Source organism: Azospirillum sp. A23 (genome assembly GCF_042938965.1).
Taxonomy (GTDB): Bacteria; Pseudomonadota; Alphaproteobacteria; order Azospirillales; family Azospirillaceae; genus Azospirillum; species Azospirillum melinis.
Map to the genome: position 1 here is coordinate 447,958 of NZ_CP170666.1, position 23,238 is coordinate 471,195.

Below are 23,238 nucleotides of genomic sequence, written 5' to 3' on the forward strand. Positions count from 1 at the left end.
AAACCCGGTGCGGTTCACTGCTGGTCCTCCTGCTTCCGTGGATGGCCGTCCACCAAAGCACGGGCGGCGTGACCGGCCTCTTCGAACCAACTGGCGTCGCGGTGCACCAGCGATGCGGAGAAGGCGCCATCGAGCAGCAACAGGATCCGGCGTGCGAGAGCTTGCGGATCGCTGTAGCCCGCAAGCTCCAGTTCGCCCGCAAGCCATGAGGCGAAGGCGCTCTTGTGACGCGCGCCGATCTTCACGGCGGGATGGCCCGGCATGGCGGCAAGTTCCGCCGTGGTCCGCAGGAAGCCGCAGCCCTTCCATTTCGGGTGGCGTGCATTGCGCGCGAGGCTGGCGAATATGGCTGCAACCTTCTCCGCCGCCCCGCCTTCGGCACCGGCGAACCAGCTCACCATCTGCTTCAGGTTGGGCTGGTCGCGCGCGTCGAGATAGGCGGCGACGAGGTCATCCTTGCTCTCGAAATGATAGTAGAGTGTGCGCTTGGTGATGCCCGCCTTCTCGGCGATGGCATCGACACTGACGCGCCCGATCCCCTCCGCATAGAAGAGCTTGGAGGCCGCCTGGATGATCCGTCCGCGCGTGTCTGCATGTCTTGGCATGACGGCCAAAGTATACCGTACAGTGAGTATACTCAAGCCGCCACGGCAGCCATCCTGCCCTCCTCACCGACGAAGAGGAGATGATTATGATCGAGTGTGTCCTGAAGGAGATCGACGGAGCGGTCGCGACGCTGACGCTGAACCGTCCGGAAAAGCTCAACGCCCTCAATTACGAGACCATCGACGCCTTGCTCGCGGTTCTCGACGGCATCGAGGACGACACCCATGTGCGTGGGGTGATCCTCACCGGAACAGGGCGCGCCTTCTCCGCCGGTGGCGACATCCCCGAGTTCTCACGCTCCGTGGCGGAGAGTCCCGAAGCGGCCCTTCGTGACTTCGTGGCGCGCGGCCAGCGGCTCACCGCCCGCATCGAGGCGTTCCGCAAGCCCATCCTGGTGGCGGTCAACGGCCTTGCCTACGGCGGGGGCTGCGAGGTGACCGAAGCCGCTCCCCTCGCCATCGCCAGCGAGCGCGCCGTCTTCGCCAAGCCCGAGATCCGCCTTGGGATGCCGCCCACCTTCGGCGGCACCCAGCGCCTGCCCAGGCTCGCCGGGCGCAAGCGCGCCATGCAGTTGCTGCTCACCGGCGAGACCTTTTCGCCAGATCGGGCGCTGGAACTGGGCCTCGTCAACGCGGTCGTTCCTCATGACGAACTGTTGCCGGCGGCGCGGATGCTGCTGGAGCGCATCCTCGTCCACTCGCCGCTCGCCGTTGCCACCATCCTCACCGCGGTCGCGCGGGGCATCAATCTGCCCATCGCCGAAGGCTTGGCTGTCGAGGCCGAGCAGTTCGCCCGGATGGCGCCGACCGCCGACCTGCGCGAGGGGCTGGACGCCTGGATCGCCCGGCGGGCGCCGGCCTATCCGGGCACCTGGTCCTCCGCGGTCAGGAGCTGAACAATGGAAGGCTATACCAGCTTCACGAAGCAGGTCTTCGAGGCGTTCACGGCCGCCGATCGGCCGGGCCCCGTGCACATGCTCAATCTCATCCGCCTGCACGGGCGGGCCGCCTACGGGGATGGTCGCGACACCACGGGTCTCGAGGCCTATGACGCGTACAGCCGGCTGAGCGCGCCGGTTCTGGCCGAGCTTGGCGGGCGCATCCTGTGGCGCGGAGGCTTCGAGCTCTCCCTGGTGGGGCCGCCGGATACGGTGTGGGACATCGCCTTCATCGCCGAGTATCCCAGGCCGGCGGCGTTCGTGGCGATGCTCCGCGACCCACGCTATCGCGAAGCGATGGCGCACCGTCAGGCTGGAGTTGCCGACAGCCGGCTCATCCGCTTTTCCGCATTGCCACCGGGAACCGGCTTCGCCGGGTAAACCGCTCGGAACGGTGAAGGAGGCAGGCACGACGCGCGCCGGAATTTGCATCATCTGCATTCGATCATTTCGGATTGATTTTTATCACCTCTGTGTCGCTCCATGCCAGAACCTGCCCGTCTCCTGCACGCAGTTCCAGCCGGGCGACCGGGGCACGCGTTTCCGCGGCTATCAACGAGGATCGCGGTTCATCAGGCCCATAAAGATGGTCTTCGCCCCACTGGCGTAGCGCGACGATGACGAGAAAGAGGCCGCGCCCCTTTTCGGTCAGCACATATTCCTTGTAGGCGCTGCCATCCGATGCCGGCGCGGTCTGCAAAATCCCGCGTTCGGTCAGATCACGCAGCCGAGTCGCCAACATTCCCTTGGCAATGCCAAGGCCGCCCTGAAACTCGTTGAATCGCCGCACTCCGTCGAAAGCATCACGGATGATCAGCAGTGACCACCAATCGCCGATGACATCGAGCGCCCGCGCCACCGGGCAACCCGCATCCCAAAGACTGACCCGCTTGACCATGCCACCGGCCTCCACCGCACAAATCTGGTCCTAAAATAGAACTGGAATTCTGTGTGCGCAAGTGGTCTCGATATGAAACCAGATTGGCCACACGAACGGGATCACCATGCAGAGCGCAATAGGGCCAAGGGAGCGGCATCAGCCGGATAGCGGGTTATCAAGAGTTACGACGCTGATTTTTGCTATTGCGGCTGGTCTCAGTGTAGCAAATATCTACTATGCTCAGACATTGCTCGATGCGATTGCAGGGGATTTTGGGATTTCGCCCGCTGCAATTGGTCTTGTTGTGACGCTGACACAGGTTGGCTATGCATTAGGACTGATTTTCATCGTTCCACTCGGGGACCTGCTCGATCGTCGGCGGCTTGTCATTGGCCAAGGCCTTTTGTCGATCGTCGCGTTGGTCGCCGTTGCGACAGCGAAAACCGAAGGGGTTCTATTCACCGGCCTTGCCGCGATGGGCCTGCTCGCCGTCGTGGTGCAGGTTCTGGTCGCCTTCGCTGCGACACTTGCAGTGCCGGCCGAGCGGGGCAGGGCGGTCGGCACGGTGACGAGCGGCGTCGTCATCGGGATCCTTGCCGCCCGCTTTGTCGCCGGGCTGCTCGCCGATGTCGGCGGCTGGCGGGTGGTCTATCTGACATCGGCCATTCTGATGGCGGCCATGGTCGGGCTGCTGACGCGTGTTCTGCCGCGAAATCCGCTGCCGGAAAGCACCGACAGCTACGCTGCGACACTGCGCTCCATTCCCGCCCTGTTTTTGCGCGACCGTGTTTTGCTGGCTCGTGGTCTTCTCGCTCTGCTGATCTTCGCGGCCTTCAGCACATTCTGGACCAGCTTGGTTCTGCCGCTCAGCACCGCTCCCTTCCACCACTCGCACACGCAGATCGGACTGTTCGGTCTGGTCGGTCTGGCAGGGGCGGCAGCTGCGGCTGGTGCGGGACGCCTCGCGGACCACGGTCTCGGCCAATGGACGACGGCACTCTCTCTCACGCTCCTGCTGCTGTCATGGGGGCTGATCGCGTTTCTGCCGTCGTCCATTCCGCTTCTGCTGATCGGTGTCGTCCTGCTCGATCTTGCCGTGCAGGCGGTCCACGTCACCAACCAGAGCATCATCGTCGCTCGCCACCCGGCGGCGCGTAGCCGCCTCGTCGGCGGCTACATGGTTTTCTATTCGATCGGCAGTGCCATGGGAGCGAGTGCAGGGACCATGGCCTATGCCCATGCCGGCTGGCACGGCGTTTCGATACTGGGAGCAGCATTCAGCGCAGCTGCAATCCTGACTTGGGCCGGTGCGCGCCACATGCCGGTCGGCAGAGAAGCGACGGAATGCGCCGGCGGACTCTGAGAACCCGTTCGCAGCTGTTTCGCATCGGCACGTATCGGTCAGCCGACCGGCTCAGGGGGACAGTTCTTCCAGAACCCGGCCGTTGGTCTCGATCGCGAAGAGAGCGGTGACGACCGCGCCGATCAGCGAAACGGCTGCGAAGGTCGCAAACACATACTGGACGCCGGCCGATCCCATCAGCACGCCGACCAGAATGGGGCCGGTGGAGGAGCCGAGGCGCAGCCATGCGCTGCCAAGCCCGGTGCCGAGCGCCCTCATGCGGGTCGGGTAAAGCTCTGCGGAGTAGAGATAGAGCGAGAAGGTGATGGTCTGCAGGATCGCGTAGGCCAGCCCTGCGAGGACCAGCACTTCGAGCGGCGACGTGGCGCCAAGGAAGGCGAGTGCCAGAAGCGGCAGCGGGGCGGCGAAGAAGGCGATCATGTACCAGCGCTTGCGTCCGACCTTGTCGATCAGTAGGGCGCAGGCGACCGATGCGACGACGCCGGCGACCGAGGTCAGCAGCCCATACAGCAGGCTGGTTTCGAGCGGCAGGTTGAAGGTCTGCCGATACAGCGTCGGCAGCCAGGTGATCATGCCGTTGGCGACGAGGTAGGAACAGAACCACATCGCCCAGATGGTGAAGGTGCGGCGCCGGTAGAAGCTGGAGAACAGCTCGCGCCAGTTGGAACCGGCCTTCGCACGGGTGGCGACGGGCTTCGGGGGTTCCAGGCTGTGGCCCGAAGCGACAGCGCTCGCCTCGAGCTGGCTGACGATCCGGTCGGCCTCCTCGTAACGGCCCCTGGAGGCCAGCCAGCGCGGCGATTCCCTCATGAAGAAGCGGAACGGGATCAGAATGGCGGCCGGAACAAGCCCGACGAGGAACATCGCCTGCCAGCCATAGACCGGAACCAGCGCCCGCGCGATGAGGCCGGCGCCCACGAGGCCCAGCAGGAACATCACCTCGTAGAGCAGGAAGAAGCGGCCGCGCCCCTTCGATCCGATGTATTCGTTGATGTAGGCACTGGCAACCGGCACCTCGCCGCCCGTTCCGATGCCCTGGACGAAACGGAACACCATCATCGATGCCGCGCCCCAGGCGAACAGGCAGGCGACATCCATGCTGACGAACAGCAGAATGGTGAAGAGGAGAACGCTCAGCCGGCCGATCCGCTCGGCGAGCCAGCCGAAGAAGACGGCACCGATGAGCTGGCCCAGATAACCCATCGACAGGACCAGGCCGGTCTGTTCCGGCCCCAACCCCCATTCGCGGACCAGCACCGGCATCGCGTAAGCGATTGCGATCACCGTGTAACCGTCGAAGAAGGTGGCGGCGCCGATGATGTTGCGGGTCCAGAACACCCGCCGGGTGATCGGAAGCCGTTCAAGCCGGGCGCTGATGTCCGCCTGTCCATCGAACGTGCCTGCCGCGGCGTCGCGCGTATTGGTGGCGACATCCTCGGATGTCTGCATGAGCATGGCGTTTCCTCTCAAGCCTGATTGTTTGTTTTTTTATTGCCGGAAGCCTTTGGCTGCCGGAGGCCTCCCAGAGTTGGTTCCGCGGCGGCGACCCCGAAAATCCCGGGTCGCCGCCAATGGCGTAATGGGACGAAGGAGAGGCCACCGTCGGGGTGGCCCCCGGCCTTTACGCGGCGAGAGCGTTCTGGATCACGGTCAGGCCGGATGCCTTCACCGCGGCGCGGATTTCCTCGTCGGCGCCATCGCCCAACGCCTTCAGCGGCTCGCGGACATTGACGTTGTCGATGAGGCCGCGGGCGCGCAGGGCGTGCTTCAGCGCGACCGACCCTTCCATGTGCGAACCGCGATGGTAGACCGCGCGGGTGATCGGCAGCAGCTGCTCATGGTACTTGCGGGCGAGCGGATAGTCCTGCGCCTTGCCGGCGGCGAGATACTCGATCAGCAGTTCCGGCGCCATGTTGCCATAGCCGACCAGCAGGCCGTCGATGTCGAACATCGTCGGCAGCAGCCATTCGTCATGACACGACATGATGGCGAGGTCCGGGAAGGCGTTCTTCAGCGCCGGGATTTCATTGTACCAGCGCTTCATGTCGCGCACGCCGTTCTTGGTGGCGGTGACGCCCGGCACAGCGGCGATCTGCAGCTGGGTGTCCAGATCGTAGTTGGCCTTGGTCACGGCCGGATACTGGAACAGGATGCACTCCAGGCCGGACTGGGCCACGGCCTTGTAGCGGTCGACCGGGGCGCCCTTCTGATAGCCGAAGCGCAGCCAGCCGTGGTTCGGGTAGACCAGAGCTCCGGTGGCGCCGGCCTCGAACTTCTCCTTGGCCTCCAGTTCGGCGACCTTGGTGCCTTCGCCGGTGATGCCGGCGACGACCGGCAGCGGCGTCGCGTCCTTGTAGACGCGGATCAGCTCGATCTGCTCGTCATGGGTGAGGAAGGTGCCCTCGCCGGCATGGCCGAGGATGACCAGGCTCTTCACGCCGGGAATGGACGCCAGCCACTTCGCCAGGCGTGCGTTGCCATCGAAATCGACGTCGCCGTTGTCCTTGAACAGCGTGACGGGCGCGGGGTTCAGACCCTTCCAATCAATAGCCATGGTTGCAATGCTTTCCCTAGAGGATCGTTGTCTGCGTTGGGGAATTCCCGGCGGCGACGCCGTTTCAACGGCGGTGTGGATCGTTACCGGGAACGTTCCCAACGTATGGCTTGAACAATTGGGGAGTCAAGCGTTATCTTGTTCGGACAAGCCGATTCATGAAGGACACGCTGTGTTCAGCCGCGATGAGCCACAAGAGAAGCAGAGCCGTGTGACACTGCACGACGTCGCCGCCGCGTCGGGCGTGTCGAAGTCGACGGTGTCGCGGATCCTCGACGAGCGCCTGCCTCGATCCGATAGCGAAACGGCCCGCCGCGTCCGCCAGGTTGCGGCGGAACTCGGCTATGTGCGTGACGTCTCGGCGGCCAGCCTGCGTCGGGGGAACACGGATACGATCGGCGTCATCGTACCGAGGCTGACCGACACTGTCATGGCGATGCTCTACGAGGCACTGGCGCACGCCTGCGCCCGCACCGGACGCTTCGCCATCGTGGCAACGACCGATGACGAACCGCAGGCGGACCGTGCCGCAGCCAAGAGCCTTCTTCAGCGCGGCGTGGACGGTCTGGTGCTGTCGACGGCACGGGAAGACGACGATTTTCCCGTTCAGCTGGAAACCCGCGGCGTTCCCTATGTCCTGGCTCTGCGAAGCGATGGACGCAGCATGTCGTCGGTGGGGGACGACAAACTCGGCGGCTATCTGGCCACCCGGCATCTCCTGGATCTTGGGCATCGCCGCATCGGCATCATTGCCGGCCCCAGCTACGCCTCGAGCAGCCGTGGCCGGCTCGCCGGCTACCGGTGGGCGATGACCGAGGCCGGCGCCGCGATCGATCCGGACTGGATCGTCGAGTCGACCTTCGGGATCGACTCCGGTGCCGAGGCCGCCGAACGCCTGATGAGCGGCGCCACGCGGCCGACTGCCATTTTCGCCATGAACGACAACACGGCGATCGGTGCATTGTCAGCGCTGGTCAAGCTTGGTTTGTCGGTTCCGGAGGATGTGTCCCTGGTCGGCTACAATGACATTCCCATCGTCAGCCGGCTATCGGTGCCACTGACATCCGTCCGCGTGCCCTTCGACAAGATTGCGGCAGAGGCTCTGGATTTGTTGTCCCGAGGCGCAAAGTCGGTCAATGACCGGATGCGGGTGGCTCCCCCGACCTTGATCCCACGCGCCTCGACGGCACCTTGCCGATCGGTCAACCTGTAGGCGGCTTCGGTGCGCGAATGGGCGTCCTGGCGGCGTCCTTCGCGGGGCGGAGGTAAAACGGACGGCCTTGTGGGTGACCGGCATGCCCAAGCCGGTCATGACGGTCAGCTGGTTTCTTCGACGGCATCGGCTTGCCACCGATTCAGGACGGTGGAAGGCCGTCCGCCACGTCAGTTCATACAGTCTGAATAGTAACCTTAATGGCATCTTGCACACCGGTTGGCGGCGCATTATCGCCGCCCCTCCCCCAAAGGGACGATGCGGAACGCGCAGGCTGCCCTCTGTCACACGAAGCGCTACATCTGAACGGTCGTTTCCCCGGTCGTGGCAGCCCGCTTGTCCCGGCTCTGCGGCATACCCGCCCACTTCTGGCTCGACCTGGAGTTGTCACATGATCTCTGGCATGCCCAGTATGCCCTTGCCGAAACCCTGGACCGGCTCCCGGAGCATGCGCTGCCCGACCCCTTCAAAACGGATATCCTGACCCGCCATGGCTGCACCTGCTGAACTGCCGCGAAAGGCGCGAACCGGCGTCGTCGGGCTCGATGACATTCTCGCCGGGGGGCTCACCCGTGACCGGGTTTTTCTGCTCGAGGGGAGTCCGGGCACCGGCAAGACCACGGTGGCCCTGCAGTTCCTTCTGGAGGGTGCTGCCGCTGGAGAGACGGGTCTCTACATCACCTTATCGGAAACCGAGGAGGAGTTGCGCGACGCCGCCGCAACCCATAACTGGACGCTCGGCGAGGAGATCAGCATCTTCGAACTGGTTCCGCCGGAGAGCCTGCTCGACGCGGCCCACCAGCAGAGCCTGCTCTATTCCGCGGACCTGGAACTCGGCGAGACGACCAGGCACCTGTTCGAAGCGATCGAGCGGGTCAAACCGATGCGGATCGTTCTCGACAGCCTGTCGGAAATCCGCCTGCTGGCCCAGGACTCGCTGCGATACCGTCGCCAGATCCTCGCTCTCAAGCACTATTTCTCCCGGCATGGCGCCACCGTTCTGCTGCTTGACGACCTCACCACCGATACCATGGACAAGACGGTCCACAGCATCGCGCACGGGGTGATCCGCCTGGAGATGGTATCGCCGGCCTATGGGGCGGAGCGGCGGCGGCTGCGCGTGCTCAAGTACCGTGGCCAGGTCTATCGTGGCGGCTTTCACGACTTCGCCATCACCACCGGCGGCATTCGGGCGTTTCCCCGGCTCATCGCCGCGGAGCATCGCACCGGATTCACCGGAGAGCGTCTGGCCAGCGGTATCGCCGAACTCGATACGCTGCTCGGCGGCGGAATGGAGCGTGGATCGAGTTCCCTCATCATCGGCCCTGCCGGGACCGGAAAGTCGCTGCTCGCCATTCAGTTCACCGTTGCCGCCATCGCGCGCGGGGAGCGTGCCGCGCTGTTTGTCTTCGACGAGGAGCTTGGTCTGCTGTTTGCCCGTACGAAGGCGATGGGCTTCGACCTCGAGGGGCTCCGCGACCGCGGCAGCCTGCTGATCGAACAGGTGGACGCGGCGGAGATGGCGCCCGGCGAGTTCACCCACCGGGTGCGTGCCTTCGTCGACAACCATCAGATCCGCACCGTGGTGATCGACAGCCTCAACGGCTATCAGGCGGCGATGCCGGAGGAGCAGCTTCTGGTCCTGCACCTGCACGAATTGCTGCTCTATCTGAACCGGCAGGGCGTCACCACGTTCCTCACCATCGCGCAGCATGGCCTGATCGGAGACATGCAATCGCCGGTCGACGTCACCTATCTCGCCGACACCGTCGTGCTGCTGCGCTATTTCGAAGCGCTGGGCCGGGTCCGCCGGGCGATTTCGGTGATCAAGAAGCGGGCAGGTCCGCATGAGGACACGATCCGCGAATACCGGGTGACCGATCATGGCATCACTCTCGGACCTCCCCTGGAGGAGTTCCAGGGAGTGCTGCGCGGCGTGCCCGTCTACAGCGGACAAGGCGGCCCGTTGCTGCGGGACGATCCGGCGTGAGGGGGGCGGTGGCCGCAGAGCGCGCGCTGATCCTGGCGCCGCGCGGACGGGATGCCGCCGTCGCATCCGCCCTGCTGGGCGAGGTCGGGATCGCCTCACAGGCCTGTCCCGACCTGACGGCATTGTGCCTTGCGCTGGACGACGGGGTGGGGTTGCTCATCCTGGTCGAGGAGGCTGTGCGCACCGCCGACCTTCAGGGGCTTGTCGCCTGGATCGGCGCCCAGCCGCCTTGGTCGGACCTTCCGGTCGTGCTGCTCACCATGCGCGGCGACGGCTCCGAACGTACGCCGGAGGCCGCCCGTTTGACGGAGTTGCTCGGCAACGTCACCTTCATCGAGCGCCCTTTCCACCCGACCACGCTGATCAGTGTGGTGCGCACCTGCCTGCGCGGGCGCCGGCGCCAATACGAGGCTCAGGCCCATCTGGTCGAGCGCGACCGCCTCCTGGCCGATCTGGCCAGCGAGCGGGCACGCTTCGCGACCCTGATCGAGCATCTTCCGGTCGGCGTTTCGCTGATGGACCAGGATGGCCGGATCATACTGTACAACCCGGCCTTCGAAGGGTTCGTGCCGGACGCGGTGATCCCGTCCCGGCAACCTCACGACGACCATGGCTGGATCGGGCACGACGATCAGGGACGCCTTTTGTCCCAGGACCAATTCCCCGGAGCGCGGGCCTTGCGCGGCGAGATGGTTCATGGCGTCGAGTTCACGTATCGACTGCCCGACGGGTCGACAACCTGGATCCGGGTCAGCGGCGTGCCGGTGCGTGACGGCACGGGTCAAGTGAAAGGCGCGCTCGCGGTCATCGTCGACATCGGTGCCCAGAAGGCGGCGCAGGAGGCCCTGCAGCGTCTCACGACGACGCTCGAAGCCACGGTGCGGGAGCGCACCCGCGAACTGGAGGAAACACTGGAGCGTTTGCGTGCCGAGATGCGCGACCGTGAACGCGCCGAAGAGCAGTTGCGTCAGACGCAGAAGCTGGAGACCCTCGGTCAGCTTACCGGCGGTGTCGCGCATGACTTCAACAACCTGCTGATGGCGGTGCTCGGCAACCTGGAGCTGCTGCGCAAACGCCTTCCCGACGATCCGACGTCGGAACGCCTCTTCGAAGGCGCCATGCAGGGGGCCCAGCGCGGAGCGACGCTGACCCAGAGACTCCTGGCATTCGCCCGTCGCCAGGACCTGCAGCCGCAGGCGGTCGACCTCTCGGGCTTGCTGGAGGGCATGCGGACCCTGCTGGAGCGTTCGGTGGGACCGCTCGTCGTGCTGCGGATCGACGCGCCTACGGACCTGCCGCCGGTCCTGATCGACCCCAACCAGCTCGAACTTGCGATCCTGAATCTCGCCATCAACTCCCGTGACGCCATGCCGGATGGCGGCACGCTGACTGTGTCGCTGGACGAGGCGCCGGTTTCCGTGGCATCCGGACTGGCACCGGGCGCCTACCCGCGTCTTTGCGTGCGGGACACCGGCACGGGCATGGATGCGCAAACGCTTTTGCGGGCGATCGAGCCGTTCTTCTCGACCAAAGGCATCGGCAAGGGCACCGGGCTCGGCTTGTCGATGGTTCACGGCTTGGCGGTGCAGTCCGGCGGCGCGTTCCGGCTTTCGAGCGTACCAGGCCATGGCACGCTCGTGGAACTGTGGTTGCCAAAGGCGACGTCGTCGGTCCAAACGGTCGAACTGCCGCAGGCTCCGACCGCCGACGCGTCTCCTGCTGTGGTCCTCGTGGTCGATGACGATGCGCTGATCGCCATGAGCACCATGGACATGCTGGCCGATCTTGGGCATACGGTCCTCGAAGCGAACTCCGGCAGTGACGCGCTCGAACTTCTGCGCAGCGGGCAAGCGGTCGATCTGTTGCTGACGGATTACGCGATGCCCGGCATGACCGGCGTCGAACTCGCCCAGGCGGCCCGTGCTGCGGTTCCCGACTTGCCAGTGCTTCTGGCGACGGGTTATGCCGACCTGCCGGAGGGCATCGTCGCGGATCTGCCACGCCTTGCCAAACCATATACCCAGGCTCAGCTCGCCATGGCCACCTCCAAGCTGTTGTCCAGGGCGACGGGAACTTCTGCGCTTGCCGAGCGGAATGACGGTCTCCATCCGGCCTCGCGCGCTGAACGGCACCGATAAAGCGGAACTCATATGTGAATCATGCGAAGCGGCCCCCGACATCCGTGTCCGTCGAATGGCCGGGATAGCGGACACTCCAATTCAAAAGGATCGGAGTGTCGCGAAAGGGGGCCTGACCGTTGCGGGAATGTCTTTCTCGTCCCCAACTGCAGCATGCTCACTCCGGAAAAGCCTGTTTCAGCGAGCCGGGGGGCCTGCGTGCCCACACCCCGATCGGGTAAACCTTGAATTTCAGGGCGAACCTGTCCAAGTTCGGGAAACCATGACACTGCCTTTCCGCCATTTCCGCAATTTCCTGCGTGCAGGCCGCGTTCACGCAGGCTCGCCCGCCCCGGATCTGGTCGCCTGAGGCAAGGCTCCCGGACCGTCCGGGGCCAGCGCAATCTCCAAATCGAAGAAATACGCCCGATCCGCGCCCATGCGGCAGCCAAGTCGATCGCGTGCACCGCTGCATGACCGATGAGGAGCCCACCGGGGGGGCGCCGCCGGGCGGTCGGTGCATGTGCTTGCCGGCAAAAACAAAGGAAGACCTTGATGCGTCCCGCCGACCAGTTTCCGCCCATCGTGCTGACCGCCACCGACCATGACCGCCTTTCGGCCCTGGTCGAGGCCGTCTCCGATAAATTGCCCGACGTCTACGAGTACCTCACGGCCGAACTGGATCGCGCCACGGTGATCGATGCCGGCGAGATCGCGTTTGCGGCGGTCACCATGGGCGCACGCGTGGCGTTCCGCGACGAGGTGACCGGTCAGGAGCGCACCGTCACCCTGGTGTATCCGCACGACGCCGACCTCGCGGCCGGTCGGGTGTCGGTACTGACCCCGATTGGCGCCGCCCTCATCGGCGTCGCCAACGGCCAATCCATCACATGGTATACCCGCACGGGCGAGGCGAAGACCCTCACCGTTCTGGCCATCGAGCGTCCCGCGGAAGATGGGGGGGCCGTCGCTGCCTGATCCACGGCCCGAAGGGGGAAGCTTCGGCTCCAGGTCACTCCGGCAAAACCGGCACGGTTTCAGTGCGCGAGCAGGGAAACCTGGAGCGATGGCTCAATCAATTCGGCGACGCAACGGCCGGGGAACGGGTATGGCGTCACCTTCACCTTCACCCACAGCGACATATCGAAATCATGCGTGCCGCATTGAGCGACCCCGCTTCGCTCGACCGACCCTGAAGCCGGCAACTCTCCCTCCGGTCCAAACCGAAGATGTGGCGTCAGCGGCGTGACCGAAGCAAGTCGGTCTCCGCAAGACCAGGGCCGGTTCACTTGGCGTCACGTCCGCTGTTTCGGATGGAAGAAGGACTGAGGGCGCAGAGGGACTTCATTGAACAGGCCGAAAGCCTGGATGACCATTCCGGTCGGTACGGTGAGGCCGCGGGCGACGCCGCTGCCCTTGAGGACGCCACCCCGCCGGTCCGGGTCCGGGTCGCGGTGGCTGCCGCCGGCCTGGAGCCTGCAATTCTGCATCCGGATCGCGCCGAGGACCTGGGCTCCGTCACCGATGTGGTTGTCGAGTGCGAGCGAACCGGCGCCGAGCAGCCGGACGTGGCTGCCGATCTCGATCAGGCCGTCGGGATGATCGGCCTTGATGGTGAAGCCACCCTCTTCGCCGATTTCGGTGTCGGCACCGATTGTCACCCGCGCGCCGGCAGCGACGATGCGTGTGCCGGGAAAGAGCCGGGTGCCGCTGCCGACCGTCACCTCGCCGCCCCCCGCCGCCTGAATGATCGTGCCGGGCCAGAGCGTGACGCCGGCCGCCAGGGTGACGCCCCGTGAAACCAGGGTCGAAAACGGATCGAGCACCAGAACGCCGTCGTCGGCGAGCGCTGCCACCACTTCGACCGGCAGGAAACCGGCGCATCCACGCGCCCGGTTGACGGCGGCGACGAGGGAGTCACTCAAGATCGCCGGCCTCCGCGCGCCTCGATCCGGGCAGAGACGGGCGCTTTCGGTTAACAGTGTTTCGCCGATTTCCCATAACGGTGACATCCGCCATTCATTCGGCCCTTGTATGAACAATTGGAAACAATGGTGCCGGCAAACAATGTGGCATGCACAAATACGGAGCGGTCGAAGGAACACGGGAAGTTGCCTTTGCCTCTCCTCGCCATTGATACCAGCCTTATCCCTGATGTGCCAAAGCTTTTGGGCGACACGGTATCGTCAGAGAAAACAAGAACACAAGTTCACTCGGAGGATTCTTCTCATGGTTGGTGCGGTTGCCAAGATGAAGTCTGTCGGTGTCGGCATCGGCGCGCTGGTTGCGCTTGCCGCGATCCCGGCTTATGCACAGGGAAGCGTCACCGTCATGTGCGGTGTCCAGGAGGAATGGTGCAAGGCCATGGTCGTCGCCTTCGAGAAGAAGACCGGCATCGGCGTCGCCATGACCCGCAAGAGCGCCGGTGAGGCTCTGGCCCAGATCCGTGCCGAGGCGGCCAATCCGAAAATCGACATCTGGTGGGGCAGTTCGGGCGATCCGCATCTCCAGGCGGCCGAGGAAGGCCTGAGCGTTGCTTACGAGAGCGGGCAGATGAAGGACCTGCAATCCTGGGCGGAGAGCCAGTACAAGCAGTCGCAGGGACGCAGCGTCGGCGTCTATGCCGGTGCGCTCGGCTTCGTCTACAACACCGAGATGCTTGCCAAGCGGGGCATCCAGCCGCCGAAATGCTGGGCCGACCTGCTGCGCCCGGAGTTCAAGGGCGAGATCCAGATGCCCAACCCCAATTCGTCGGGGGGGGCCTATACTGCGGTGGCGACCCTCGTTCAGATCTTCGGTGAGGATGCCGGCTTCGATTATCTGAAGAAGCTGAACGAGAGCATCAACCAGTACACCAAGTCCGGTGCCGCACCCGCGGCGGCGGTGGCGCGGGGCGAGACGCTGGTCGGCATCTCCTGGGTCAATGACAGCGTCATCCAGAAGGTGAACAAGTTCCCGGTCGAGATCTCGACCCCGTGCGAGGGGACCGGTTATGAGATCGGTTCGATGAGCATCCTGAAGGGCGCCAAGAACCTTGAGGCGGCCAAGAAATTCTACGATTTCGCCCTGACGCCGGAAGCGCAGGACTACGGTGCCGTCAACTTCCAGATGACGCCGTCCAACAAGCAGTCGGTGCTGCCGCCCGACGCGCCGAAATTCGAGGATGTCCGGCTGATCGACTATAATTTCCAGAAATACGGCATGGTCGAGGAGCGCAAGCGGCTGTTGAGCCGTTGGGATGCCGAGATCAAGTCTGCCGCCAACTGAACAGGCGCCCCGGCTTCGGCGAGCCCGCTTTCCCCATGCCGGGGAAGGCGGGCTTTTCCGTCTTTGGGAGCCTGTTCGGTGTCAGGCCTGTCCCGGCAGGGCCGAAATCTCCGCCCGGCCGCGGGCCACCGGCGGGGCACCACCCAGGACGTTGCGGATCTGGGCGGCCAGCAGGGGCTTCTGGTAGGGCTTTTGAATGAAGTGGATGTCGAGCGGCAAGCTGGCGCTTTCCACCAGGAAGTCCCGCGCGTAGCCGGAGCAGAAGAGAGTCTGGAGCGTCGGTTGCCGGACCTTGGCGACGGCGACCAGGGCGGGGCCGTTCATGCCGCCGGTCAGGATGACGTCGGTGAACAGGAGATCGAACGCCGTCCCCTCCAGCAGGAGCAGCGCCTCTTCCGCCGAGGCGGCTGGTACCGCCCGGTAGCCCAGCGCCGTCAGCATGTCGACCGTGGTCGTGCGGACGGCGGGGTCGTCCTCCACCACCAGGATGCGCTCGGGACCGCCTTCGACCGGGCCGGGGTCGCGCGGCAGGACCAGTGTTTCCGGCAGCATCCGGGCGCGCGGGAAGGCCATTGCGACCAGCGTGCCGACGCCGGCCTCGCTCTGGATGTCGACCTTGCCGCCCGATTGGCGGACGAAGCCGTAGACCATCGACAGGCCGAGCCCGCTGCCCCGCCCGAAGCGCTTGGTGGTGAAGAAGGGTTCGAAGACACGCGACAGTACGGCGGGCGGCATGCCGCTGCCGTCGTCGCGGACCGACAGGACGATGGCGTCGCTCCCATCCTGTCTGGAATCCTGCGTGGCGGCTTCCGTGGCGATGACGATGGTGCCGCCATCGGGCATGGCGTCGCGGGCATTGACGACGAGATTGAGCAGTGCGTTCTCCAGTTGGCCGGGATCGACCAGGGCGGGGGGCAACCCCGGCGTCAGCGCCGTCTTCAGGACGATGCCGCCGCCCAGCCCGTAGGCCAGCAGGTCGAGCATGCCATCCACCAGTTCGTTCAGGTCGACGGCCTGCGGCTGCAACGCCTGCTGCCGCGAGAAGGCCAGCAGCCGCTGGATCGTCGTGGCGCCGCGCTCGGCGGCGTCGAGCGCCCGCAGCGCCTTGCCGCGCACCGGGTCCTGCTCCGGCGACTCGTCGTGGATCATCTGCAAATTGCCCATGATCGCGGCGAGCAGGTTGTTGAAGTCGTGGGCGATGCCGCCGGTCAACTGGCCGACCGCCTCCATCTTCAGGGCGTGGCGGAGCTGCTTCTCGATGTCCTTGCGTTCGGTCAGGTCGGAATAGGTGGTGATGAAACCACCGGACGGCATCGGGCTGCTGTGCAGCTCCACCACCCGGCCATCGGGGAAGTGATGCTCGCAGCGGACCGCCTGTTCCGTCCGCAGCCGGGTCAGCGCGTCGAGATCGACGCTGCTGCCGTCGAGCATGCGGATGCCGACCCCGCGCCGCAACAGGCTGCGTTGCAGTTCCGCCAGTTCGCGGCCGGCGACCTCGGCCGGGGTGAAGCCGTTGAGGTCGAGGAAGCGCGGATTCCAGGTGACCAGCCGGCCATTCTCGTCGAACACCGACAGCCCGTCGTTCATGTTGACGAACACCGCTTCCAGCATGCGGGAGTTCTCGCCGAGCTTGCGGGCCAGCGCGTCGCGCTCCGCGACATTCTCCTTGAAGACGCTAAAGGCGCGGGCCAAGTCGCCGATCTCGTCGGGCCGGCCGGTGGCGGGAACGCTGACCAGCCTGTCGCCGCCGGCCAGCGCCGACATCGCCCGCGTCACTGCGCGCAGGTTGCCGGCAACGTCGCGCATGACATAGACCGCCGCGGCGATGGCGGCGAGCGCACACAGGGCGCCCAGGGCGAGGATGCTGGCCTTGCCCGAGGACAGGGCGGAGAAGGTCGCGTCACCCCGGCTGCGCGCCACCGTCTGCATCGTGCTGGTGACGCTTTCGACCTCGCGGTTCAGCTGGACCGACAGGGTGTTGGCGGCGGCGACCAGGAAGCGGCTGCGCTGCTCGATGCCGAGCTGGCGGGTGCGGATGTCGAAAACGGTCGACTGGCTGTCCAGCACGGTCAGAAGCTGGTCGAGCGAGGGCGCCATGATCGCCAGCGCCGGGGCCGTGGTGTCGATTGCCCGCAGGTTCTGCCGGTCGGCGTCGAAGCCGCTGTACCAGCGGGCGAGGTCAGCCGGGTTGGTCGTCGTTAACGCGGCGGAGACGGCGTCGCGTGTGCGGTCGGCCAGCCGCAGGACCGAGAAGGGCAGGGGCGGCGTCCCGGTCCCCTCGAGGCCGGGAAAGCCGGGATGCTCGAAGGTCTTGGCCGCGGCCCCGGCCAGCGTCTCGCCGAGGATGCGCTGGTGTTCCAGCCCGAGCCGGATCGCCGACGCCTCCGCCCGCACGGCGATGGCCTCGCCGGTGACGTCCATCAGGTTGCGCAGCGTGCCGTCAAGCCGGCCGGCGAGGCGGACCAGCGACGGCACGTCGGACGGGACATGCAGCGAGGCGCGCTCCAGCCCCGGCAGGCGGTTGACCAGCCCCGTCAGGTCGGCAAGCTTGAGTTCGAGCTGGCTGCGCTCCTCGTCCAGGCTGGGGGTGGACTCGATGGCGGCGATGAAGGGCGCGCGGGCGGCGAGGCCAGTGCTCAACTCCGCCATCCGCATCGCCAGCGCGATGTTGCCCAACCCCTCGCGCTGGAGAGAGAGCAGGGCGCGTTCCGTCTCCCCCAGCCCGAACCAGCCGACCCCGCCGACCGCGGTCGTCAGGACCACCATGGCTCCGAAGGCGGCGAGCAGCCGGCCGCGAACACTAACGGGGGACAGCATGCGTCTGACCATCGGGTTGGAGGCTAGCGCCGGCCGCCCCGCCGGCGCCAGCGGGAAAATCAGCGGCCGGCGCGAACGGGGCGGTAGGAGACGGGGCGGAAGGTCTCAGCGTGCGACGGCGGCGATGCCGTCGCCGGTGAAGGTCGCGAGCGCGCTGGCTCCCGCCGGCACCGGGTTGGCGACGTTCGGATCGACCACGAACAGGTCGCCGAACTCGCTGACCAGCCCATACTCCATGTGCGAGCCGAGATAGGTCGCCTTGCGGACCGTCACCGGGATGCCGTCTCCGCTATTCTCTCCGCCAGTCTCGCCGCCCGACACGGTCCGCAGGCGGATCGCGTTCGGCCGGACGGCCAGCAGCACCTCGCCGGCCGGCAGTCCGGGATCGGGAACCGACAGCGTCAGCGGCCCGAGCGCCACCGTGGCCATGCCACCGCTGCGGCCCACCAGTTCGCCGTCGATCAGGTTGGCGCCGCCGATGAAGTCGGCGACGAAGCGGTTCTTCGGCCGGCGGTACAGCTCGTCCGGCGTGCCGGTCTGGGCGATCACCGATCTGTTCATCACGATGATCCGGTCGGAGACGGCCAGCGCCTCCTCCTGGTCGTGGGTGACGTAGACGGAGGTCAGGCCGAGCTTCTGCTGAAGCTCGCGGATGTCGTCGCGCATCTTGCGGCGCAGCTTGGCGTCGAGGTTGGACAGCGGCTCGTCGAACAGCAGCACCTCCGGCTCCAGCACCAGGGCGCGGGCGACGGCGACGCGCTGCTGCTGGCCGCCGGACAGCTCGCTCGGCAGGCGCTGGCCGTAGCCGCCGAGCCCGACCAGTTCCAGCCCCTCCGCCGCCTTGGCGGCGGCGTCGCGCTTGCGCACGCCGCTGACCACCAGACCGTAGGCGACGTTGTCGGCCACGCTCATGTGCGGGAACAGGGCGTAGGACTGGAACACCATGGTGACGTTGCGGTCGGTGGCCGACAGCCGGGTGACGTCCTTGCCGCCGATCAGGATGGTCCCGCTGCTCGCCATCTCCAGCCCGGCGATCATGCGCAGCGTGGTGGTCTTGCCGCAGCCGGACGGCCCCAGCAGGGTGACGAGGGTGCCCGATTCGATGGTGAAGCTGACGTTGTCCACCGCCGCCGTGTTGCCGTAGCGGCGGGAAACGTTGCGGAACTCGACGCCCGCGGGCTTGCTGGCGATGCTCATACCGGCTTCTCCTGAAGCGTGACGGGGGTGGCGGTGCGGCGGCCGATGCGGCGCTCGCCGACAAGCAACTGGATGAGGGCGATGACGACCGACATCAGCACGATCAGCGCCGAGCTGTAGGCGATGGCGAGGCCGAAATCGCCCTGCTCGACGCGGCCGACGATGTAGGCGGTGGCCAGCTCGTATTTCGGGCTGACCAGGAAGATGACCGCGCTGATCGAGGTGATGGCTCGGACGAAGCTGTAAACCAGCGAGGCGACGATGGCCGGGCGCAGCAGCGGCAAGATCACCCGGCGGATCGTCTGAATGCTGCCGGCCCCCAGCGTCAGCGAGCATTCGTCGAGGCTGCGGTCGATCTGCGACATGGCGGCGACGCCGGCCCGGATGCTGACCGGCATGTTCCGGAAGACGAAGCAGACGATCAGGATGGTGACGGTGCCGGTCAGCTCGATCGGCGGCTGGTTGAAGGCGAGGATGTAGCTGATGCCGATCACCGTGCCGGGGATGGCGAAGCTCAGCATCGTCAGGAACTCGAAGGCGCCCTGGCCTTTGAAGCGCTGGCGCACCAGCAGATAGGCGGTCAGCAGACCGACGGCGGCGGTCAGCGGCGCCGACAGGGCGGCGACCTCGATGGTCGTGAACAGCGAGCCCCAGGCGCGGCCGGACCAGATCAGCCCGCCCGGACCCCAGCTGAGGTCGAAGGCCGCCAGATAATGGCGCAGGGTCAGGCTGTTGTTGCGGCCCCAGTTCTCGGTGAAGCCGCCGAACAGGATCAGGCCGTAGAGCACGAAGGTGAAGGCTGCCCAGGGCAGGGCGGTGGCATAGGCGGCGATCTTGATGCCGCGCGGAAGCTGCGACGGGATGCCGTTGTCGCCCTTGCCGCCGACCGTCGCGTAGGATTTCTTGCCGAGCCATTGCCGCTGCACCCAGAAGGCGCCGAGGCACATGCAGAGCAGGATGATGCCGAGTGCGGCGGCACGGCCGGGGTCGTTCTGGGCGCCGACGACCGCGAAATAGATCTTGGTCGACAGCACTTCGAAATTGCCGCCGAGGATCAGCGGGTTGCCGAAGTCGGCCAGGCTCTCGATGAAGCTGATCAGGAAGGCGTTGGCGACGCCGGGACGCATCAGCGGCCAGGTGACGGTGCGGAAGGTGACCCAGCGGCTGGCCCGCAAGGTCTGTGCCGCCTCCTCCAGCGAGGGGCCGATGCCCTGCACGACGCCGATCATCACCAGGAAGGAAATCGGCGTGAAGGCCAGCGTCTGGGTCAGCAGAACGCCGGGCAGTCCGTAGATCCAGCGCGAGACCGGGATGCCGAACCACTCCGCCAGCCCGAGCGTGACGGTGCCGTTGCGCCCGAACAGCAGGATCACGGCGAGGCTGATGACGAAGGGCGGCGTGATGATCGGCAGCACGGTCAGCACGCGCAGCAGCTTCTTGGCGCGGAAGCCGGTGCGCACCGCCACCAGGGCGAAGGCCAGCCCGAGCAGGGTCGTCGCGATGCCGGTCATCACCGCCAGGAAGACGCTGTTCCACACCACCCCGCAGGCTTTCGCCTCGGTCAGGCAGGACAGGCGCCAGATGTCGGGAGCGGCGAGGCGTGACCACAGCGCCGCGGCCGAGAAGGCGCCTGTTCCGGTGTCGCCGGCCCCGCTCAGGACATAACCGACCGGCAGGAAGACGAAGGCGGCGATTGCGGCCAGCACCAGCCCGATGGCGCCCGCCGTGAAGCGGTCGCCCTTCATGAAGCCCAGCCCGGCGAAGCCGTTGGTCATCAGGAACAGGAAGGACAGCGCGGTCAGCGCCGCCCCGGCGCCGAAGCCGCCCTGGCCCAGCGGCAGCGGGCCGAACAGCGCGCCGAGCCAACCCCAGGCCCAGCCATCGAGGCCGATGGCGAAGCCCTGTGCGGCGACCCAGGCCAGTCCGAAGGCTCCGCTCGCCAGCAGGATCGCCGGTTGCCGGGCGTGGAGCCGGGGCAGGGCGGTGGCGACGAGCGCCAGGGTCAGCGGCAGGGCGGCGGGCAGGAGCCACCAGCGCCCGTTGGTCAATCCGTCGATCAGGGCGGAGCCGGCCGGGCCTGGGGACGGTGGTGCAAGTGCGGGCTGGGTGCCGCTGCCGGCGAACCAGGGCAGCAGGGCGAAGCCCACCCACCCCAGCGCCAGCCAGACTGCTGAACGAGGACGCATCACTTCACCTGCGAATTTTTGCGGTCCGGGCATGGCCGCCCCTTCCCTCCCCCGTGACGGGGGAGGGGGGCGACGGATGTCCTGATCGGTGGGAAAAGCCGGACGCGGTTACGCTGTAACCGCCATTCGGCAACCGTTACTTGGCGACGGCCTTGATCTCGGCGTCCCAGCGCGACAGCAGGCGCTTGCGCTCTTCGGCGGTGCCGAATTTCTGGAAGTTGTAGTCGATCATGCGGATCGCCTCCAGCTTCGGCGCCTCCGGCGGGATCGCCGCCTTGCGGTTGGACGGCATCTGGAACTGCTTGGTCTCGGCGCCGGTGGCCTGACCTTCCGGCGACAGGGCGAACTCGTAGAAGGCCTTGGCGGTGTCGAGGTTCTTTGTGCCCTTGATGATGCTGACCGAACCGATCTCGTAGCCGGTGCCCTCGCAGGGGGCGGCGACATCGACCGGGAAGCCGTTCACCTTCTGGTTGATGCCGTCATGCATGAAGATGATGCCGACCAGCGTTTCGCTGCGTGCGACGGCCGCCGCCGGGGCGCTGCCCGACTTGGTGTACTGGTTGACGTTGTCGTTCAGCTTCTTCAGGTAATCGAACGCCCCGTCCTCTCCCAGAACCTGGACCAGGGTGGCCAGCGCGGTGTAGGCGGTGCCTGACGCGTTGGGGTTCGCGATCTGGATCTCTTCCTTGAATTCCGGACGCAGCAGGTCGGCCCAGCATTTCGGGGCGCTGATCTTGCGCTTTGCCAAAAGCTCGGTGTTGTAGACGAAGCCGAGCGCACCGGCGTAGATGCCGACGCTGCGCCCCTGCGACTGCTTGTACTGGCTCTGCGCCCAGGGCTGGAGGTCCGCGAACTGCGGGCTTTCGTAGGCCAGCGTCAACCCTTCCTCGGCCGCCTGCAGATGCGGGTCGCCGGGGCCGCCCCACCAGACATCGGTCTTCGGGTTGGCGGACTCGGCGCGAATCTGCGCCAGCGCCTCACCGGCGCTCTTGCGGCTCATGGCGACGGCGGTGCCGGTCTTCTTTTCGAAGGCCACCGCAATCGCCTTGCACCATTCCTCCTGCACGCCGCAGAGAACGGTGAGGGGGCCTTGCGCCTTGGCCGGGGTCGCCGTCAGGGCGATCACGGAGCCGGCCGCCAGGATGCCGAGGCCGACCGACTTGATCCAGTTGCCAGCGGATGTCACGGAACACTCCTCCCTTGGAGTTCGGGTTGATTTTTGACGATCGCGCATTTGTTCGCTTCCCCAGCGTAAGCGGCCAGGGTGAACGGCGAATGTCACGCTTCAAGGGAGTGGCTGTAACTTTGTTAACAGAAGCCCTCTTGGGGGGGGCGGCTGTCAGTGACCGAACGCCTCGATGTCGCAGTCGAAGACATATCCCAGCCCGCGCTCGGTGCGGATCAGCCAGGGCTGCTGCGGGTTGCGCTCGATCTTGCGGCGCAGGCGCAGGATCAGCACGTCGATGGTCCGGTCGAAGACGTCGTCCCGGTCGTGGTGGGTCAGGTCGAGGATCTGGTTGCGGCTGAGCACCCGTCCATGGGCGCGGACCAGCGCCATCAGCAGATCGAACTCTGCCACCGTCAGCGGCACCGGCTTGCCGGCCGGATCGAACAGCCGCCGCCCGTCCTCGTCCAGGGTGAAGCCGGCGAAGCGGTAGCCGCGCTTGCAGGGCGCCGGGACGGGAACGCTCTCGCGGGCGGTGCGGCGCAGGACAGCCTTCACGCGCGCGATGAACTCGCGGTTGTTGAACGGCTTCACGATGTAGTCGTCGGCGCCGACCTCCAGCCCCATGATGCGGTCGATGTCGTCGCCGCGGCCGGTCAGCATGATGATCGGGACATCCATCGTGCCCCGCACCTGGGCGGCGATGGAGATGCCGTCGCGGTCGGGCAGCCGCAGGTCGAGCACGATCAGGTCGAGCCGTCCGGCGCCGAGCACCGTCATCAGCGTCGCCGCGTCGGGGCAGCGGACCGTCTCGTACCCCTCGCCGGCAAGCAGGTCGGCGACCATCTGGAGGACATCAGGATCGTCGTCGACGATCCCGATCGTCAGACGCCTGCCGACATTCGGTGACGTGTTCGATGACATCCTGCCCGCCCGCTGATGAGGG

18 protein-coding genes are annotated in these 23,238 nt (G+C 66.2%); 8 read left to right on the forward strand and 10 right to left on the reverse strand.

Going from position 1 to position 23,238, the window contains the following annotated elements; all coding sequences use genetic code 11:
• Window positions 1-14 precede the first annotated feature (14 nt).
• Entirely contained in the window at window positions 15-605 is a 591-nt protein-coding gene (locus tag ABNQ40_RS11035) for a TetR/AcrR family transcriptional regulator (protein WP_109048851.1), read from the reverse strand.
• Window positions 606-691: 86 nt separating this feature from the next.
• On the opposite strand from ABNQ40_RS11035, the gene ABNQ40_RS11040 reads away from it, so the two are divergent.
• On the forward strand, window positions 692-1,501 hold the full coding sequence (locus ABNQ40_RS11040; RefSeq protein WP_109048850.1) for a crotonase/enoyl-CoA hydratase family protein: 810 nt from the start codon (window positions 692-694) through the stop codon (window positions 1,499-1,501).
• Between the two features lie 3 nt (window positions 1,502-1,504).
• Complete coding sequence (locus ABNQ40_RS11045) at window positions 1,505-1,924, forward strand: DUF1330 domain-containing protein (RefSeq protein WP_109048849.1); 420 nt, start codon at window positions 1,505-1,507, stop codon at window positions 1,922-1,924.
• Between the two features lie 64 nt (window positions 1,925-1,988).
• On the opposite strand, the gene ABNQ40_RS11050 is transcribed toward ABNQ40_RS11045, so the two are convergent.
• Window positions 1,989-2,441, reverse strand: coding sequence for a helix-turn-helix domain-containing protein (locus ABNQ40_RS11050; RefSeq protein ID WP_109048848.1), 453 nt, complete (start codon window positions 2,439-2,441; stop codon window positions 1,989-1,991).
• A gap of 106 nt (window positions 2,442-2,547) precedes the next feature.
• Here ABNQ40_RS11050 and ABNQ40_RS11055 point away from each other — a divergent pair, with 106 nt between their 5' ends.
• Window positions 2,548-3,786, forward strand: coding sequence for an MFS transporter (locus ABNQ40_RS11055; RefSeq protein WP_109048847.1), 1,239 nt, complete (start codon window positions 2,548-2,550; stop codon window positions 3,784-3,786).
• Between the two features lie 51 nt (window positions 3,787-3,837).
• Here ABNQ40_RS11055 and ABNQ40_RS11060 read toward each other — a convergent pair whose 3' ends face one another.
• Both ABNQ40_RS11060 and ABNQ40_RS11065 read right to left on the reverse strand, forming a co-directional pair.
• Entirely contained in the window at window positions 3,838-5,235 is a 1,398-nt protein-coding gene (locus ABNQ40_RS11060; protein ID WP_391347419.1) for an MFS transporter, read from the reverse strand.
• 172 nt (window positions 5,236-5,407) lie between these two features.
• Window positions 5,408-6,340, reverse strand: coding sequence for a dihydrodipicolinate synthase family protein (locus ABNQ40_RS11065; RefSeq protein ID WP_109048846.1), 933 nt, complete (start codon window positions 6,338-6,340; stop codon window positions 5,408-5,410).
• A 172-nt stretch (window positions 6,341-6,512) separates the two neighbouring features.
• Here ABNQ40_RS11065 and ABNQ40_RS11070 point away from each other — a divergent pair, with 172 nt between their 5' ends.
• From ABNQ40_RS11070 to rnk, 4 genes are all read left to right on the forward strand, one after another.
• A complete protein-coding gene (locus ABNQ40_RS11070; RefSeq protein WP_109048845.1) occupies window positions 6,513-7,553 on the forward strand; it encodes a LacI family DNA-binding transcriptional regulator in 1,041 nt (346 codons plus the stop codon).
• Between the two features lie 490 nt (window positions 7,554-8,043).
• Window positions 8,044-9,543 (forward strand): ATPase domain-containing protein, encoded by a 1,500-nt coding sequence (locus ABNQ40_RS11075; protein WP_109048844.1) that lies wholly within the window; start codon window positions 8,044-8,046, stop codon window positions 9,541-9,543.
• Window positions 9,544-9,551: 8 nt separating this feature from the next.
• Complete coding sequence (locus ABNQ40_RS11080) at window positions 9,552-11,681, forward strand: response regulator (protein ID WP_247879673.1); 2,130 nt, start codon at window positions 9,552-9,554, stop codon at window positions 11,679-11,681.
• A gap of 534 nt (window positions 11,682-12,215) precedes the next feature.
• Window positions 12,216-12,638, forward strand: coding sequence for a nucleoside diphosphate kinase regulator (gene rnk, locus ABNQ40_RS11085; RefSeq protein ID WP_247879672.1), 423 nt, complete (start codon window positions 12,216-12,218; stop codon window positions 12,636-12,638).
• Between the two features lie 317 nt (window positions 12,639-12,955).
• Here rnk and ABNQ40_RS11090 read toward each other — a convergent pair whose 3' ends face one another.
• The gene (locus ABNQ40_RS11090) at window positions 12,956-13,585 is read right to left on the reverse strand and encodes a hypothetical protein (RefSeq protein WP_109048841.1); all 630 of its coding nucleotides are present in this window, start codon (window positions 13,583-13,585) and stop codon (window positions 12,956-12,958) included.
• A 304-nt stretch (window positions 13,586-13,889) separates the two neighbouring features.
• Between ABNQ40_RS11090 and ABNQ40_RS11095 the strand changes: the two genes are divergently transcribed.
• Window positions 13,890-14,927, forward strand: a complete 1,038-nt coding sequence (locus ABNQ40_RS11095; RefSeq protein WP_247879671.1) for an ABC transporter substrate-binding protein — start codon at window positions 13,890-13,892, stop codon at window positions 14,925-14,927.
• Window positions 14,928-15,008: 81 nt separating this feature from the next.
• On the opposite strand, the gene ABNQ40_RS11100 is transcribed toward ABNQ40_RS11095, so the two are convergent.
• The 5 genes from ABNQ40_RS11100 to ABNQ40_RS11120 form a co-directional block, all read right to left on the reverse strand.
• The gene (locus tag ABNQ40_RS11100) at window positions 15,009-17,744 is read right to left on the reverse strand and encodes a PAS-domain containing protein (protein WP_109048840.1); all 2,736 of its coding nucleotides are present in this window, start codon (window positions 17,742-17,744) and stop codon (window positions 15,009-15,011) included.
• Between the two features lie 105 nt (window positions 17,745-17,849).
• Window positions 17,850-18,941 (reverse strand): ABC transporter ATP-binding protein, encoded by a 1,092-nt coding sequence (locus tag ABNQ40_RS11105; protein ID WP_109048839.1) that lies wholly within the window; start codon window positions 18,939-18,941, stop codon window positions 17,850-17,852.
• Window positions 18,938-21,127 carry an iron ABC transporter permease gene (locus ABNQ40_RS11110; protein ID WP_109048838.1) on the reverse strand — a complete coding sequence of 730 codons (2,190 nt, stop codon included), beginning with the start codon at window positions 21,125-21,127 and terminating at the stop codon, window positions 18,938-18,940. The genes ABNQ40_RS11105 and ABNQ40_RS11110 overlap by 4 nt, the downstream gene beginning before the upstream one ends.
• A gap of 136 nt (window positions 21,128-21,263) precedes the next feature.
• Window positions 21,264-22,313 (reverse strand): ABC transporter substrate-binding protein, encoded by a 1,050-nt coding sequence (locus tag ABNQ40_RS11115; RefSeq protein WP_247872870.1) that lies wholly within the window; start codon window positions 22,311-22,313, stop codon window positions 21,264-21,266.
• 153 nt (window positions 22,314-22,466) lie between these two features.
• Window positions 22,467-23,216 (reverse strand): response regulator, encoded by a 750-nt coding sequence (locus ABNQ40_RS11120; RefSeq protein WP_109048836.1) that lies wholly within the window; start codon window positions 23,214-23,216, stop codon window positions 22,467-22,469.
• Between the last annotated feature and the right edge of the window lie 22 nt (window positions 23,217-23,238).